Genomic DNA, 16,176 nt, shown 5'->3' on the forward strand with positions numbered 1-16,176 from the left:
CTCGTTCCTTCCGTAGGGCGCCCGCCGGATGACGGGCGTCTCAGCGAAGCGAGGACGTCCGGGTCCCCGCTCAGTTTGTGGGTCAGTGCTCTTCTTCGATCGACAGGCTCAGGTAGACGGCCGTCAGCACGACGAAGATATAGGCCTGCAGCGCCGCGACGAAGACCTCGAAGAGCGTCAGCGCGAGCGCACTCACGAAGGTCAAGGCGCCGAACGCCTTCATCGCGGGCGCGGCCTCGATGATGAAGAACTGCGTGGCCGACAGGCACAGCACGAGCATGAGGTGCCCGGCGACCATGTTGGCCATGAGCCGGATCGCCAGCGTCGCGGGCCGCAGCACGAACACCGTGAGGAACTCGATCGGCGTGAGCAGCACGTACATGAACGTCGGCACGCCGGGCGGGAACAGGCTGTTCTTGAGGAACCCACCCAGACCGTGCGCCTTGATGCCCGCGCCGAGGTACATCGCGAACACCCAGAGCGCGAGCAGCAGCGGCAGCCCGATGAGCGAGGTCCCGGCGATGTTCAGGAACGGGATCACGCTCGTGAGGTTGAAGAACAGGATCGCGCAGAAGATCGTCGTCAGGAGCGCGACGTACTTGCGCGCGTGCGCCTTTCCGAGGATCTCCTCGGCGACATTGACCCGGACGAAGTCCAGGATCATCTCGATCGCGTTCTGAAAGCGGCCGGGCACGAGCGTCGCTCGGCGAGCCGCAATCAGGAAGACGGCGAGAAGCGCCACCAGCGCGACCATGCGCACGAGCTGCAGGCGGTTGAACTCGAAGGGCGTGCCCTCGAAGAGGAACGGCGCGGGGAAGAAGTCGGCGATCGACGGGGCGTGAAATCCGCTGTCGCCTTCACCGGTAGCGGCTAAGGGAAGGATCGTCGCGAGGCTGAACAGTGCGTGCTCCCTGAAATCGCGGCTTGCAGGCGGACGCATTCATGCTCGCGCGCCGTCGGGCCTGCCTTCATGAATCGGTCGAAGCGTAACCCACAGACCGTACCGCGCGCGGCCTGGGGGCCGGGCCGGGCTCAGTCTCCGGGCGGGGTGACGTACGGCACTCGGCCCGCGTTCACGGCCCGCAGGTCGAGCGCCGCCGAGCCGATGACCCCCGCGATCAGCACCGCCGCGAGCACGCCGCGGCTATAGAAGTCCTGCCCGCGCAGCACCGCGAGCACGGCGATGAGCACGACGAACTTCCCGAGCCAGGCTCCCAGCACGACCGCCGCCATCTTCGTCGGCGACGACCCCGAAGTCACCAGCATCGACACGACAGTCGTGCCCGAGAACACCAGCGCGAGCCCGACGCCGATCAGCGCGCCCCACACCCCGGGCGTGCCCGCGACGGCGTACCCGACCCCCACCCCGAGCACGGTCAGGGCGGCGAGCAGGGCGAGCATCCCGCGCAGGGCGGCCCGGAAGACCCCGTCGACCGGATCGGGGCGGGGCGCGGGTGCGCCGGCGGCTGTCATGGGTGGGACCTCTCGTCGAGCGTGTGGCCGGCCGTCGAGGCCGCGCCTGCGGACTCGGCGGTCTCGGCGGGCGGGATCGGGCTGGTGCTGCGCACGCGCGCGCGCAGCGGGCCGAGGGTAAGCAGGGTCGCGATGACGACGGCGACGCCGAGGATCACCAGGACGGTCGTGGTCGACAGCGTGATGAGGCCGGCGGCGCCGAAAGCGAAGACCGCCGTCCACAGGTACATGATCACGACCGCGCGCTGGTGGGAGTGGCCGAGCGCGAGCAGCCGGTGGTGCAGGTGCATGCGGTCGGGATGGAACGGCGACTTGCCCGCGCCGAGCCGCCGCACGACGGCCAGAGCCATGTCGAGGAGCGGCAGCAGCAGGACGGCGACCGGCAGCACGATCGGGAGGAAGGCGGGGACGCGCTGCCGACCGGTGACGATGCCCGGGTCGATCTGGCCGGTGACCACGATCGCGGCGGCCGCGATCATCAGGCCGATCAGCATCGAACCCGAGTCGCCCATGAAGATCCGGGCCGGGTGGAAGTTGTGCGGCAGGAAGCCCAGGCACACGCCCACCAGCATGGCGATGACGAGCGTCGCGAGGTTGGACACGTCCGTCGGGCTGGCGGTGCGGGTGAGCAGGTAGGAGTAGATGAAGAACGCGCTGCCGCCGATGGCGATCATGCCCGCGGCGAGGCCGTCCAGGCCGTCGACGAAGTTCACCGCGTTCATCGCCACGACGATGGTTAGCACCGTGAGGAACAGCCACAGCCGCGGCGACGCGATGAGCAGGACGCCGATCGGGAGCTGGTAGAGCACGACCCCGCTCCAGGCCATGTAGCCGGCCGCGAGCACCTGGCCGACGAGCTTGGTCATCCAGTCCAGGTCCCAGATGTCGTCCGCGACCCCGAGCAGGCAGACCATGGTCGCAGCGCCGAGGATCCCCCACACGCGGCGGGAGTCCTCGAAGACCCCGTCGAGGAAGGGGATCTGGCTGGCGACCACGAACGCGACCGCGAGCCCGGCGAGCATCGCGATGCCGCCCAGGCGCGGCGTCGGGACCGAGTGCACGTCACGCGCCCGGACCGCCGTGATGGCGCCGGATCGCAGCGCGATCCACCGTGCGATCGGCGTCGTGACGTAGGTGATCGACGCCGCGATGAACAGGACGAGCAGGTAGACCCTCATCCGGCGGCGCCCTCGGGGCCGTCGACCGGGGCGACCGCGCGCAGCGCCTCGACGTCGATCGCGCCCGCGCGCACGAGCCGCAGCCGGGCGCCGGTCGCGTCCACGATCGTCGACGCGACCCCGCCCGGCGCGGCGCCGCCGTCGAGGTACACCGCGATCGCGTCGCCGAGCTCGTCGAGCGCGCCCGCGGCCGCCAGGGCGGCCGGGTGGCCGGTGCGGTTGGCGCTCGAGACCGCCAGCGGGCCGGTGCGGCGCAGCAGCGCGAGCGCGGCCGGATGGTCGGGCATCCGGAGGGCGACCGTGCCGTGCGTCTCGCCCAGGTCCCACGCCAGCGACGGCTGCGCGCGGCAGATCACCGTGAGCCCGCCCGGCCAGAACGCCGCGACCAGGTCCCGCACGGCGGCGGGGACGTCCCTGGCCAGGCCGTCGAGCGTCCGCGCGTCGGGCACGAGCACGGGCGGCGGCTGCTGACGGCCGCGGCCCTTGGCGGCCAGCAGCGCCGCGACGGCGTCGGGGGCGAAGGCGTCCGCCGCCACGCCGTACACGGTGTCGGTCGGCAGGACGACGAGGCCGCCGCGGGACAGCGCGTTGACGGCCTCGTCGAGCGCGGGCCCCCAGGTGTTGGGGTCCTGCATGTCCAGGAGTCGGTCCGGCGTGCTCACGACGGCGAGTGTTCCACGTCGAGGGCGGTCGCCGGGGGACGGCGGCCCGCGTCCGACCGGCGCGCCACGACCATGCGCGCGCGGCCGGTCAGGTCCGGCTGCGTCTCGGCGGGCCCGAACAGGCCGGTCGCGTCGACCATCGCCCGCGCGGCGGCGTCCTGGACCTCGGCGTGCTCGAGCACGAGCAGGCCACCCGGCCGCAGCAGCCGCGCCGCGGCGGCGACGATCCCGCGCGGCACCTCCAGCCCGTCGGCGCCGAGCCCGTACAGCGCGACCGCGGGATCGTGCTCCGCGACCTCGGGGTCGACCGGCACCGCGCCCGGCGGGACGTACGGCGGGTTCGACACGACGACGTCGACCGTCCCGTCCAGCGCGGCGAGTGCCGTGCGGGCGTCTCCGCGGTGCAGCCGGACCCGGCCGGCCGACAGGGCCGCGACGTTGCGCTCGGCCCAGGCATGGGCGGCCGCGTCGAGCTCGACCGCGTGCACGAGCGCACCCGGCACCTCGTGCGCGACGGCGAGCGCGATCGCGCCCGAGCCGGTGCACAGGTCCACCACGAGCACCTGGTCGCCCGGCCGCGCGGCGGCCGCGTCGATCGCGACCTGAGCGACCTGCTCGGTCTCGGGCCGGGGCACGAACACGCCGGGGCCGACGGCGAGCTCGAGCCCGCGGAACGGCGCCGTCCCCGTGAGGTGCTGGAGCGGGATCCGGGCCGCGCGGCGGGCGACGAGCTCAGCGAACCCCGCGGGTGCGGGCCGGCCGAGGATCGCCGCGACCTGGACCTCGCCGCGCCCGATGCCCAGCAGGTGTGCGGCGAGCAGCTCGGCGTCGGCCCGCGGCGACGGCACCCCCGCGCTCGCGAGCGTCGCCTCGGCCGCGCGCAGCGCCGCCCCCAGGCCGGCGTCGGCCCCCGCAGGGCGGTCGCTCACGCGTCGGAGCCGGCCGCGGCGAGCTGCGCCGCCTCGTCGGCCTCGATCGCCGACCGCACGACCGGCTCGAGGTCGCCGTCGAGCACGGCATCGAGGTTGTACGCCTTGTACCCGGTGCGGTGGTCCGCGATCCGGTTCTCGGGGTAGTTGTAGGTCCGGATCCGCTCCGAGCGGTCGACCGTGCGCACCTGGGAGCGCCGGACGACCGAGGCCGCCGCGGCTTCGGCCTCGGCGCGCGCGGCCAGGATGCGCGCCCGCAGCACGCGCATGCCCTGCTCGCGGTTCTGCAGCTGCGACTTCTCGTTCTGCATCGCCACGACGATGCCCGTGGGCAGGTGGGTGATGCGCACGGCCGAGTCGGTGGTGTTGACCGACTGCCCGCCGGGGCCGGAGGAGCGGTAGACGTCGATGCGCAGGTCGTTCTGGTCGATCTCGAGCTCGCCCGGGTCGTCGACCTCGGGGAAGACGAGCACGCCGGCCGCGGAGGTGTGGATGCGCCCCTGCGACTCGGTCACGGGCACGCGCTGAACCCGGTGCACGCCGCCCTCGTACTTCAACGAGGCGAACACGCCGGCCGCGGGATCGACCGGCCCGCTGCCGCGGTTCTTGAGCGCGACCTGCACGTCCTTGTAGCCGCCCAGGTCGGAGGGGGTGGACTCGATGATCTCGGTCTTCCAGCCGCGGCGCTCGGCATAGCGCAGGTACATGCGCAACAGGTCGGCCGCGAACAGCGCCGACTCGTCGCCGCCCTCGCCGGCCTTGATCTCGAGGATCACGTCGCGCGCGTCGTCGGGATCGCGCGGGATGAGCACGCGGCGCAGGCGCTCGGCGGCCTCCTCGGCGGCGGTGCGCAGCCCGGCGAGCTCGGCGGCGAACGACGCGTCCTCCTCGGCGATCTCGGTCGCGTCCGCGAGGTCCTGCGTGGCCTGGCGCCAGCCGCGGTACGCGGCGACGACCTGGCCGAGCTCGGCGTAGCGCCGCCCGAGCCGGCGCGCGCGACCCGCGTCCGCATGCACCGAGGGGTCGGACAGCTGCGTCTCGATCTCGGCATGCTCCGCGAGCAGCTGCTCAGCGGACCCGAAGTCCTCGCTCATGACGCACCTTCCTGTGGCCTGCACCTGGAGCACACATGACAACGCCGGTGGGCCCGGGGGCCGCCATGGAGGGCGGCGCCCCGGATCCACCGGCGCAAGGGGTCGCTAGCTCTCGGCTGCGACCGTCTCGTCAGCAGGCTTCGCGGCGACCTTCTTCTTGCCGTAACGGGCCTCGAAGCGGGCGACGCGGCCACCCGTGTCCAGGATCTTCTGCTTGCCCGTGTAGAACGGGTGGCAGGCGTTGCACACGTCGGCGCGGACGTCGCCGGACTTCTCGGTCGAGTGCGTCATGAACGTGTTGCCGCAGGTACAGGTGACCGTCGTCAGCACGTAGTCGGGATGAATGTCCTTCTTCACGAAAATCTCCTCGGTAACTGCCCCGGGTCGCAGGCGCGGCGCGCGTACGTGAACCGGAGACCGGTGGAACATTGTGCCAGAACCGCGCGCGGGCTGATTTTCTTCCCGCGCGCGGCGTCTCGCGGTGGTGCGATCGGTCGGTACTGCGATCAGTCCGTGCTGCTGCCGCGCTGGCCGGGGCCGGTCGGCGTGGTCTTCTGGACCTGCAGCAGGAACTCGACGTTGCTGCGCGTCTCGCGCAGCTTGCCCAGGAGCAGCTCGATCGACTGCTGCTGGTCGAGCGCGCTCATCACGCGGCGCAGCTTCCAGTTGATCTTGAGCTCGTCCGCCGGCACGAGGATCTCCTCGCGGCGGGTGCCCGACGCGTCGACGTCCACGGCCGGGAAGATCCGCTTGTCCGCGAGCTGCCGGGAGAGCTTGAGCTCCATGTTCCCGGTGCCCTTGAACTCCTCGAAGATGACCTCGTCGGCCTTCGACCCCGTCTCGACCAGGGCGGTCGCCAGGATGGTCAGCGATCCCCCGTGCTCGATGTTGCGGGCCGCGCCGAAGAAGCGCTTGGGCGGGTACAGCGCGCTCGAGTCGACTCCACCGGACAGGATCCGGCCCGAGGCGGGCGCCGAGATGTTGTACGCGCGCCCGAGCCGGGTGATCGAGTCGAGCAGCACCACGACGTCCTGGCCCAGCTCGACCAGGCGCTTGGCACGCTCGATCGCGAGCTCGGCGACCGTGGTGTGATCGTCGGCGGGCCGGTCGAAGGTCGAGGCGATGACCTCGCCCTTGACCGTGCGCTGCATGTCGGTCACCTCTTCGGGGCGCTCGTCGACGAGCACGACCATGAGGTGGACCTCGGGGTTGTTCGTCGTGATCGCGTTGGCGATCGCCTGCAGCACAAGCGTCTTGCCCGCCTTGGGCGGGGAGACGATGAGCCCGCGCTGACCCTTGCCGATCGGCGAGACCAGGTCGATGACGCGGGTCGTCAGGATGTTCGGCTCGGTCTCCAGCCGCAGCCGGTCCTGCGGGTACAGCGGCGTGAGCTTGCCGAACTCGGCACGCCCGTGCGCCTGGTCGGGGCTACGGCCGTTGACGGAGTCAAGCCGGACGAGCGCGTTGAACTTGCTGTTGCGGCCGGCGTTCGGGTTGGGCACCTCGCCCTCGCGCGGCTGCCGGACGGCGCCGGTCACGGCGTCGCCCTTGCGCAGCCCGGACTTCTTGACCTGGCCCATGGCCACATACACGTCGTTGTCGCCCGGCAGGTAGCCGCTCGTGCGCACGAAGGCGTAGTTGTCCTTGATGTCGAGGATGCCGGCGACGGGCAGCAGCACGTCGTCGTCGTTCACCTCTACCTCTTCGTACCCCGTGAGGTCGCTGCCGGCGGGCCGGCCGCCGCGCGTCGTGCGCTTGCTGCGGTCGCGGTCGCGGTACCGATCGCGGCTGCGCCGACGGCGGCCCCCGCGCTCGTCGTCGTCGTCCAGGACGTTCGCGGTGCCCGGGTTCTGCTGTCCCCGGCCGGCGCTCTGCCGCTGCTGGCCCGCCTGGCCCTGGCCGGCCTGCGGCTGCTGGCCGTTCTGGCCCTGGCCGCCGTGGCGCTGGCCATGGTCCTCGCCCGCGTCGGCCCCGGCGTCGTCGCCGTCGTCGTGGTTCTGGCCCTGGCCCTGGCCGACCCGGCCGGACCGGCGCGAGCCTCGCTCGGGCCGCTCGTTGATGACGATCCCGGCGGTCACGGAGTCGACCGCCTCGGAGGCGCGCGCGGCGCGGTCCCCCCGCGTCTCGGCGAGCGCGCGACGCACGTCGAGGTCGTGCGAGGCCGGGCGATCGCCGTGGCCGTTGGACTCGGCGCTCCGGGCCGGAGCCTCGCTCGCGGCGGCCTGCGACGCGGCGGCCTGCGACACGGCAGTGCTCGACGGGGCAGCGCTCGACGGGGCAGTGCTCGACGCGGCGGGCTCGGCGGCGCTGCGGGTGGCGCGGCGCGAGCGCGGGGCCCGCTCGGCGACCGGGGCAGTCACGGCCGGCGCGATCGCGACAGGCGCGGCGGCGGCCGGCGCGGCGGCGGCGGCGGTCGTCGTCGCGACGTCGCGACGAGCCTGCGCTGCGCCGCCGTTACGGCGGGACTTGATGGCGTCCACGAGGTCGCTCTTGCGCATCTTGGACGTGCCCGGCACGCCCAGCTGCGCGGCGAGCGCCTGCAGCTCCGGCAGGCGCATCGCGGAGACCGCGGCGCTGCGGGCAGTTCCGCCAGCGGCGCCCGAGGCGCTACTCACGGCGGAATCGATAGTTTCAGTCACGAAGGATCCTTCCCCCTCGTCCGGCGGTCTGCAGGTGCACAGTGCGAACCGCGGTCGACGTCCGACACCAGACGGCCGGATCGTTGCTCAAGCCATACGCCGGGAGTTCGCAGGAAGTTCGACGGCCCGGGGACATTGACGGTCTCGGACATCGAAAGCCACTGCGGCGTCGCAACACGTGGGCTGGATTGCCCCCAGTTCGGCCGCCGCGCGTCGATAGCGCGTACTCGGATCCAGGACCAGGAGGCGTCGTCATGTTACCACCGGGACACCCGCGTCTACTCGGCGCGCGGCGTGCCTTCACCCGAACGGGGCGTTTGCCCGTCCGCCCGCCACGTGCCCGCGAGCCGGCGACGCGCTCGTCAGCCGGCGACGCGCTCGACCCGGGCGCCGGCGTCGGCCACGCCCGGGAGGACGAGACGCCACCCTCCCATCACGCCCCCGAACGCTGCGTCGATGGCCGCGTCGGCGTCGGTCGAGCCAGCGGGCCCGGGGCGCGCGAGCACCAGCACGGTCGGCCCCGCCCCGGAGACGACCGCGGCGACGCCGTTGGCGCGCAGGGCGTCGACCAGGGCGAGCGAGTCGGGCAGCACCGCGCGACGGTAGGACTGGTGCAGGCGGTCCTCGGTGGCCGGGAACAGCAGCTCGGGCCGGCGCGTCATCGCCTCGACCAGCAGCGCGGCGCGGCCGGCGCCGAACGCGGCGTCGGCGTGCGGCACGACGGGCGGCAGCACGCCGCGCGCGCGGGCCGTCGCGAGCCGGTTGCCGGGCACGAGCACGAGCGGCGTGACGTCGGGGTGCGGCTCGAACCGCACGGCGCGTGGGCCGTCCGCGTCGGTCCAGGCGATGGTCGCGCCGCCGAGGATCGCCGGCGCGGCGTTGTCGGGGTGCCCCTCGAGCTGCGTCGCGAGGCGGAGCGCGACGACGTCGTCGAGCGCGTCCGGATCGGCGATCAGCCCCCGCGCCGCGACGATCCCCGCGACGACGGCAGCGGCGGAGGACCCGAGCCCGCGTCCGTGCGGGATCCGGTTCGTGCACGTCAGGTGCAGGCCCGTCTGGGACGCGCCGACGTGATCGAGCGCGAGGCGCAGCGCGCGTACGACCAGGTGCTTCTCGTCGGTCGGCACCTCGCCGGCCCCTTCGCCGACGACGTCGACGACGACGTCGGCCGACCCGAGCGCTCGCACGTCGAGGTCGTCGTAGAGCCCCAGCGCCAGGCCGAGCGAGTCGAAGCCCGGCCCGAGGTTGGCGCTCGTCGCGGGGACCCGGACCCGGACGTGGTCGCAGCCGAGCCTCATGACGGCGCGCTCAGCCGATCTCGAGCGCGTCGGCGATAGAGACGACGTCGGCGCTGATGCGCACCGGGGTGATCTCGGCGCCGTCGGCGGTGCGCAGCGCCCACTGGGGGTCCTTGAGCCCGTGCCCCGTGACGGTCACGACGATGCTCGCACCCGCGGGCACGCGGCCGGCGCGCGCGAGCTTGAGGATGCCCGCGACGCCCGCCGCGGACGCCGGCTCGACGAAGACGCCGACGTCGCGCGAGAGGATCCGGTGGGCGGCGAGGATCTCCTCGTCGGTCACGGCCTCGATGAGGCCGCCCGAGGCGTCGCGTGCGTGCTCGGCCTGCGTCCACGAGGCGGGGTTTCCGATCCGGATCGCGGTGGCGATCGTCTCGGGGTCGCTGATGGGGTGGCCGGCCACGATCGGCGCGGCGCCGGCCGCCTGGAAGCCCCACATCATCGGCCGCCGCGTGGCGGGGCCGGACTCGAGGTACTCGGAGTAGCCCTGCCAATACGCCGTGATGTTGCCGGCGTTGCCCACGGGGAGCGCGTGGATGTCGGGCGCGTCCCCGAGCGCGTCCACGACCTCGAACGCCCCCGTCTTCTGCCCCTCGATCCGGTCGGGGTTGACCGAGTTCACGAGCTCGACGGGGTAGCTCTCGGCGAGCTTGCGCGCGGCGATCAGGCAGTCGTCGAAGTTGCCGTCGACCTGCAGCAGCTTCGCGCCGTGCGCGATCGCCTGGCTGAGCTTGCCCATCGCGATCTTGCCGTCCGGCACGAGCACGGCGCACACCATCCCGGCGGCGGCGGCGTAGGCGGCCGCGGAGGCCGACGTGTTGCCGGTCGAGGCGCAGATGACGAGCTTCGCGCCGCGGCCGGCGGCCGCGGAGACGGCCGTCGTCATGCCGCGGTCCTTGAACGAGCCGGTCGGGTTCATCCCCTCGACCTTGAGGTGCACCTGTGCCCCCGTGAGCTCCGAGAGCGCCGGCGCGGCGACGAGCGGCGTGCCGCCCTCGCCGAGCGTGATGATGCGCTCACGCACGTGCGCCGGCAGGCGCTCGGCGTACTCGGCAATGACTCCGCGCCACTGGTGGGCCATCAGGCTCCTTCGACTCGCAGGACAGAGACCACGCGGGTCACCGAGTCGAGCTCGGCGATCGCCGCGACCGTGGCCGACAGCGCGGCGTCGGTCGCCGCGTGGGTGGTGATGATCAGGTGGGCGAGCGACGCCGGGGCGCCGCTGGCGGCCGCGCCGGGACCGGCCTCGCGATCGGCGGCCGGATCGGCGGCGACGAGCTGGGGCGCCTGCCGCACGGCCTCGATCGAGACGCCGTGCTCGGCAAGCACCGCGGACACCTGGGCGAGCACGCCCGGGCGGTCCGCGACGTCGAGCCGCACCTGGTAGCGCGTCAGCGCGGCCGAGGCCGGCAGCACCGGCAGGTCGGCGTACGTCGACTCGACCGGGCCGAGCCCCCCGTGCACGCGGTGCCGCGCGGCCGAGACCACGTCGCCGAGCACCGCCGAGGCCGTCGGGGCGCCGCCCGCGCCGCGGCCGTAGAACATGAGCTCGCCGGCGGCCTCGGCCTCGACGAACACCGCGTTGAACGCGCCGTGCACGCCGGCGAGCGGGTGACTCGCGGGCACGAGCGCGGGGTGCACGCGCGCCGACACGCCCTCGTCGGTCCGCTCCGCGATCGCGAGCAGCTTCACGACGTGCCCGGTGCGCGCGGCCCAGGCGACGTCGTCGGCGGTGATCGCGGCGATGCCCTCGCGGTGCACGAGCTCGAGCGGCACGCGCGTGTGGAACGCGAGCGAGGCGAGGATCGCGGCCTTGGCGGCGGCGTCGAAGCCCTCGACGTCGGCGGTCGGGTCCGCCTCCGCGAAGCCGAGCTGCTGGGCCTGCGCGACGGCGGTGGACAGGTCGAGCCCCTCGGTCGCCATCTGGTCGAGCACGTAGTTGGTGGTGCCGTTGACGATGCCGAGCACGCGCAGGATGCGGTCGCCGGCCAGCGACTCGCGCACCGGGCGCACGAGCGGGATGGCCCCGGCGACGGCGGCCTCGAAGTACAGGTCGACGCCGGCGGCCTCGGCCGCGGCGTAGAGCGTGGGGCCGTCCGCGGCGAGCAGCGCCTTGTTGGCGGTCACCACCGACGCGCCGGCGGCGATCGCGCGCAGGATCAGGCTCCGGGCGGGCTCGAGGCCGCCGATCACCTCGATGACGAGGTCGGCGCGCGCGACGAGCGCCTCGGCGTCGGTCGTCAGGAGCGCGGGGTCGACGCCGGCGCGCGGGGCGGTGACGTCGCGGACGGCTACGCCGACGATCTCGAGCGGCGCGCCGACGCGCGCGGCGAGGTCGTCCCGCTGCTGGGTGAGCAGGCGCACGACCTGCGTGCCGACGACGCCGCAGCCCAGCACGGCGACACGCACCGGGCCCCGCGTCGCGCCGTCGTGCGCCGCGCCGTGCGGCGCGCTGTCCGGAGCAGCCACGTGTGCGCGCCCTTCGTTTGTGGGTCCTGCCAGCGCCGTTGGGCTGACTACCCCGCTCGCGGTCGACCCGCGGCGGCGCCCCCAGGATAGTGCGGCGCCGAGGTAGATCGGCCGCGGCGAGGTAGTCCATCGGCGGTGAGGTAGTCCATCGGCGGCGAGGTAGTCCCTACGCAGGGACTACCTCACCGCGCAGGGACTACCTCACCGTCAGGTCGCCGGCCGTCAGCCTTCGTCGAGGGCCAAGAGGTCGGCCTCCGTCTCGCGGCGGACCAGGACGCGTGAGCGGCCCGCGAGCACCGCGAGGACCGGCGGGCGCGGGACGTGGTTGTAGTTGCTCGCCATCGAGCGGCCGTACGCACCGGTCGCGGGGACGGCCAGCAGGTCGCCGCGCGCGACGTCGGCGGGCAGGTCGACGTCGTGCACGAGGATGTCGCCGCTCTCGCAGTGCTTGCCGACCACGCGGGACAGCACCGTGTCCGCCGCGCCCGGGCGGCTCGCGAGCGTCGCGGTGTACCGGGCACCGTAGAGCGCGGGCCGCAGGTTGTCGCTCATGCCGCCGTCGACCGAAACGTAGGTGCGCGTGAAGGGCGGCTCGCCGTCGACCGTGACCGGCTTGACCGTCCCGACCTCGTAGAGCGTGAACATCGCGGGGCCGACGACGGCGCGGCCCGGCTCGATCGAGATGCGCGGCACCGCGGTGCCGAGCTCGGCGCAGACCCCGCCGACGACGCCCGCGAGGTCCTTGGCGACCCGGCCGGGCTCGATCGGGACCTCCCCGGGCAGGTAGGCGATGCCGTAGCCGCCGCCGAGGTCCACCTCGGCCACCAGGTGCCCCGTCGCGGCGGCCAGGTCGGCGCGCAGCACGAGCAGCTTGCGGGCGGCCTCGGCGAACCCCGCGGGGTCGAGGATCTGGGAGCCGATGTGGGAGTGCACGCCGAGCAGCTCAAGCTCGGGGTGGGACAGCACCGCGCGCAGGCCGGCCATCGCCTGCCCACCCGCGATCGAGAGGCCGAACTTCTGGTCCTCGTGGGCCGTGGCGATGTACTCGTGCCCGCCGGCGTGCACCCCGGTCGTGACGCGCACCATGACCGGCGCGCGCCGGCCGTCGCCGCGTCCGGCGACCATGGCGGCGAGGCGGTCGATCTCCGTGAGGGAGTCGACGATGATGCGCCCTACCCCCGCGTCCAGCGCCCGCTCGAGCTCGGCGTCGGACTTGTTGTTGCCGTGCAGGCCGATGTCGGCGCCCGGCACCGCAGCCCGGAGCGCGACGGCGAGCTCGCCGCCGGTCGCGGTGTCGACACGCAAGCCCTCCTCGTGCGCCCAGCGCGCGACGGCGACGCTCAGGAACGCCTTGCCGGCGTAGTACACGTCGACCTCGGTCCCGATGCCGGCGAACGCCGCGGTGAACGCCGAGCGGAAGGAGCGCGCCCGGGCCCGGAAGTCGGCCTCGTCGAGCACGTACAGGGGCGTGCCGTGCTCGCGGGCGAGGTCGCGCACGTCGACGCCCGCGACCTCGAGCGCGCCGTCGGCGCCGCGCCGGACTCCGCTCGCCCAGACGGCCGGGTCGAGATCCGCCGCGCTCACATGCGGTCCGGGGCGGTCACGCCGAGCAGGTCCAGGCCGTTGGCCAGCACCTGGCGGGTGGCGTCGTTGAGCCAGAGCCGCGTGCGGTGCACGTCGGTGACCTCCTCGTCGCCGAACGGCGCGACCCGGCACTGGTCGTACCACTTGTGGTACGACCCGGCGAGCATCTCGAGGTAGCGCGCGACCCGGTGCGGTTCACGCAGCTCGGCCGCCTGCGCGACGACCCGCGGGTACTCGCTGAGCGCGCCGATCAGCACGCCGTCGGCCGGGTGGTCGAGCAGCGACGCGTCGAAGCCGTCCTCGCGCCGGACCCCCGCGTCGGCGGCGTTGCGGGCGACGTTCGCCGTGCGCGCGTGGGCGTACTGGACGTAGAACACGGGGTTCTCGTTGGTCGCCTTGGTGAGCAGGTCGAGGTCGATGTCGAGCATCGAGTCGGTCGACGACCGGGCCAGCGAGTACCGGGCGGCGTCCACGCCGACGGCGTCGACCAGGTCGTCGATCGTCACGACCGTGCCCGCGCGCTTCGACATCCGGACCGGCTGGCCGTCCTTGAGAAGGTTGACCATCTGGCCGATCAGGATCTCGAGGTTGGTCCAGGGCGTGTCCCCGAACGCGGCACACATGGCCATCATCCGACCCACGTACCCGTGGTGGTCGGCGCCGAGCATGATGATGACGCGGTCGAAGCCGCGCTCGCGCTTGTCCAGGTAGTAGGCCAGGTCGGCAGCGATGTACGCCGCCTCGCCGTCCGACTTGATGATGACGCGGTCCTTGTCGTCGCCGAAGTCGGTGGTGCGCAGCCACGTCGCGTCGTCCTGCTCGTAGATCCGGCCGAGCTCACGTAGGCGCGCGATCGCGCGGGTCACGGCGCCGGACTCGTGCAGCGAGTTCTCGTGGAAGTAGACGTCGAAGTCGACCCCGAAGTTGTGCAGGGACGTGCGGATCTCCGCAAACATGAGGTCGACCCCGGCGGCGCGGAAGGCCTCCTGGGCCGCGTCGTCGGCGAGCGACGTCGGGTCGGGCGCGCCGGCGGCGGCCGCGCCCGCGATCACCTGCGCGGCGATCTCGGCGATGTACGCGCCGCCGTAGCCGTCCTCGGGCGCCTCCTGCCCGCGGGCCGCGGCGAGCAGCGACCGGGCGAACCGGTCGATCTGGCCGCCGTGGTCGTTGAAGTAGTACTCCCGGGCGACGCTCGCGCCGGCGGCCTGCATGATGCGCGCGAGCGAGTCCCCGACGGCGGCCCAGCGGACGCCGCCGATGTGGATCGGTCCGGTCGGGTTGGCCGAAACGAACTCGAGGTTGATGGACTCCCCCGCCAGCGTCTCGCCGCGCCCGAAGGCGGCACCCGCCTCGACGACGGAGCGCGCGAGCTCACCGGCCGCGGCCGTCTCGAGCCGGATGTTGAGGAAGCCCGGCCCCGCGACGTCGACCGCGCCGACGCCGTCGACGTCGGCGAGGCGGCGGGCCAGCTCGGTGGCGAACGCGCGGGGCGCGAGCCCGGCCTTCTTGCCAAGCTGCATGGCGATGTTCGTCGACCAGTCGCCGTGCTCGCGCTGCCGTGGGCGCTCGAGGTGCACCGAGGCCGGGATGTCGGCCGCCTCGAGAGCGAAGGTGCCGTCGGTCACGGCGGCGAGCAGGGCGGAGCGAAGGGCCTCGGAAAGGCTGGCAGGTGTCACCCCCGCAGGGTACCGAGTGCGGGGCGGGGGCCAGCGCGCTCGTGCGACGGCGGGCGTGCGACCGCCCGAACGCAGCGCAGGCCCGCCGGTGTGCACCGGCGGGCCCGCGTCAGGGGAAACGACTCAGTACGGGAAGACCTTGTACAGCTCCCAGACGGCGTCGGCGTCCGTGCCCGTCATCGTGAATGCGATCGTGGCGTTCGTCGCGATGACGGTCGTCACGCCGTCGACCGTGTAGACCTCGTACTTCGCGTCGCTCTCGGTGTCCTCGCCCGAGTCCATGAGCTGCTCGGCGGTGAAGGACGCCCGCTCGGCAGCGGCCCACAGGTCGCTCTCCTCCTCGGTGTTCCAGTCCGTCAGGACGGCGTCCGCCGTCGAGGTGCCGTTGGTGTACGTCGCGGTGTACGCCTCCGAGGCGCCCGTGGCGACGATCGCGTCGTCGGGCGTGATCACGTCGGTGGAGAAGACGTCGACCGTGAGCGGCGTGAGGTCGTACAGCCAGGTCGTCGCACCGGCGAGCGAATCGCCCTCGCTCGACTCGTCGGGGGCCGCGGACTCCTCGGTGCTGGTGGTGGGCAGCGAGCTCGCGAGGTCGTCGATCGACTGCGACGCCGCGCCGAGGCCGATCACGCCGATCGCGAAGATGACGCCGGCGATCGCCCACGTCAGGGCGCCCAGGCCACCGAGCACGATGCCGGCGATCGCGAACCCGCGGCCGCCCGTGTGGTTGGCCTTGGTGCGCTTGAGCCCGACGATGCCGAGCACGATGGGAACGGCGCCGAGGCCGAGGATCCCGGTCACGAGCGCCGCGATCGACATGCCGTCGGTGGCGGCCGGGGCGGGCTGCTGGCCGTACGGCGCCTGGCCGTAGGACGCCTGCCCGTACGGCGGCTGCCCGGGCGGCACGTCGCCGGTCGGCGGCTGACCGGTCGGCAGCGACTGGCTGGTCGGCAGCGACTGGCTGAACGCCGGCTGCTCACCGAAGGGCTCGGGCTGCTTGTCCTGCCCGAACGGCTGCGTCTGCCCGTACGGCGACTGCCCGAACGGCTGCGGCTCGGCGGGCGGATACCCCGGCGCCGCCGGCGGCACGTCGTCGCGGCGGGAAGGATCCTGTGGTTCCGTGCTCACTGTGCCCCAGCCTCTGCTGTCGAAAAATGTGTACAGTAAATACACA

General features: G+C 73.4%; 14 protein-coding genes. All 14 read right to left on the minus strand.

Annotation, left to right across the window (positions count from 1 at the left end):
- Positions 1-82: 82 nt before the first annotated feature.
- The 14 genes from atpB to J4E96_RS15750 all read right to left on the minus strand — a co-directional run bounded on the left by atpB (position 83) and on the right by J4E96_RS15750 (position 16,130).
- A complete protein-coding gene (gene atpB, locus J4E96_RS15685; protein WP_227423002.1) occupies positions 83-940 on the minus strand; it encodes a F0F1 ATP synthase subunit A in 858 nt (285 codons plus the stop codon).
- Positions 941-1,032: 92 nt separating this feature from the next.
- Positions 1,033-1,473: a hypothetical protein gene (locus J4E96_RS15690; protein ID WP_227423003.1), complete on the minus strand. Its 441-nt coding sequence runs from the start codon at positions 1,471-1,473 to the stop codon at positions 1,033-1,035.
- A complete protein-coding gene (locus tag J4E96_RS15695; protein WP_227423004.1) occupies positions 1,470-2,651 on the minus strand; it encodes an MraY family glycosyltransferase in 1,182 nt (393 codons plus the stop codon). Before J4E96_RS15695 ends, J4E96_RS15690 begins: the two co-directional genes overlap by 4 nt.
- The gene (locus tag J4E96_RS15700; RefSeq protein ID WP_227425789.1) at positions 2,648-3,286 is read right to left on the minus strand and encodes an L-threonylcarbamoyladenylate synthase; all 639 of its coding nucleotides are present in this window, start codon (positions 3,284-3,286) and stop codon (positions 2,648-2,650) included. The genes J4E96_RS15695 and J4E96_RS15700 overlap by 4 nt, the downstream gene beginning before the upstream one ends.
- Before the next feature lie 23 nt (positions 3,287-3,309).
- The gene (gene prmC, locus J4E96_RS15705; protein ID WP_406619956.1) at positions 3,310-4,242 is read right to left on the minus strand and encodes a peptide chain release factor N(5)-glutamine methyltransferase; all 933 of its coding nucleotides are present in this window, start codon (positions 4,240-4,242) and stop codon (positions 3,310-3,312) included.
- The gene (prfA, locus tag J4E96_RS15710) at positions 4,239-5,336 is read right to left on the minus strand and encodes a peptide chain release factor 1 (protein ID WP_227423005.1); all 1,098 of its coding nucleotides are present in this window, start codon (positions 5,334-5,336) and stop codon (positions 4,239-4,241) included. The genes prmC and prfA overlap by 4 nt, the downstream gene beginning before the upstream one ends.
- 105 nt (positions 5,337-5,441) lie before the next feature.
- Positions 5,442-5,693: a 50S ribosomal protein L31 gene (gene rpmE / locus J4E96_RS15715; protein ID WP_227423006.1), complete on the minus strand. Its 252-nt coding sequence runs from the start codon at positions 5,691-5,693 to the stop codon at positions 5,442-5,444.
- A gap of 149 nt (positions 5,694-5,842) precedes the next feature.
- Positions 5,843-7,975, minus strand: coding sequence for a transcription termination factor Rho (gene rho / locus J4E96_RS15720; RefSeq protein ID WP_227423007.1), 2,133 nt, complete (start codon positions 7,973-7,975; stop codon positions 5,843-5,845).
- A 362-nt stretch (positions 7,976-8,337) separates the two neighbouring features.
- Positions 8,338-9,273 carry a homoserine kinase gene (thrB, locus tag J4E96_RS15725; protein WP_227423008.1) on the minus strand — a complete coding sequence of 312 codons (936 nt, stop codon included), beginning with the start codon at positions 9,271-9,273 and terminating at the stop codon, positions 8,338-8,340.
- A gap of 10 nt (positions 9,274-9,283) precedes the next feature.
- Positions 9,284-10,354, minus strand: a complete 1,071-nt coding sequence (gene thrC / locus J4E96_RS15730) for a threonine synthase (RefSeq protein ID WP_227423009.1) — start codon at positions 10,352-10,354, stop codon at positions 9,284-9,286.
- A complete protein-coding gene (locus J4E96_RS15735; protein ID WP_227423010.1) occupies positions 10,354-11,742 on the minus strand; it encodes a homoserine dehydrogenase in 1,389 nt (462 codons plus the stop codon). Before J4E96_RS15735 ends, thrC begins: the two co-directional genes overlap by 1 nt.
- 222 nt (positions 11,743-11,964) lie before the next feature.
- Positions 11,965-13,326 (minus strand): diaminopimelate decarboxylase, encoded by a 1,362-nt coding sequence (gene lysA / locus J4E96_RS15740; protein WP_227423011.1) that lies wholly within the window; start codon positions 13,324-13,326, stop codon positions 11,965-11,967.
- Positions 13,323-15,002, minus strand: coding sequence for an arginine--tRNA ligase (gene argS, locus J4E96_RS15745; protein WP_227423012.1), 1,680 nt, complete (start codon positions 15,000-15,002; stop codon positions 13,323-13,325). Before argS ends, lysA begins: the two co-directional genes overlap by 4 nt.
- A 123-nt stretch (positions 15,003-15,125) precedes the next feature.
- The gene (locus J4E96_RS15750; protein ID WP_227423013.1) at positions 15,126-16,130 is read right to left on the minus strand and encodes a DUF4190 domain-containing protein; all 1,005 of its coding nucleotides are present in this window, start codon (positions 16,128-16,130) and stop codon (positions 15,126-15,128) included.
- Between the last annotated feature and the right edge of the window lie 46 nt (positions 16,131-16,176).

Origin of the sequence: Pengzhenrongella sicca (genome assembly GCF_017569225.1) — a bacterium.
GTDB classification, from domain to species: domain Bacteria; phylum Actinomycetota; class Actinomycetes; order Actinomycetales; family Cellulomonadaceae; genus Pengzhenrongella; species Pengzhenrongella sicca.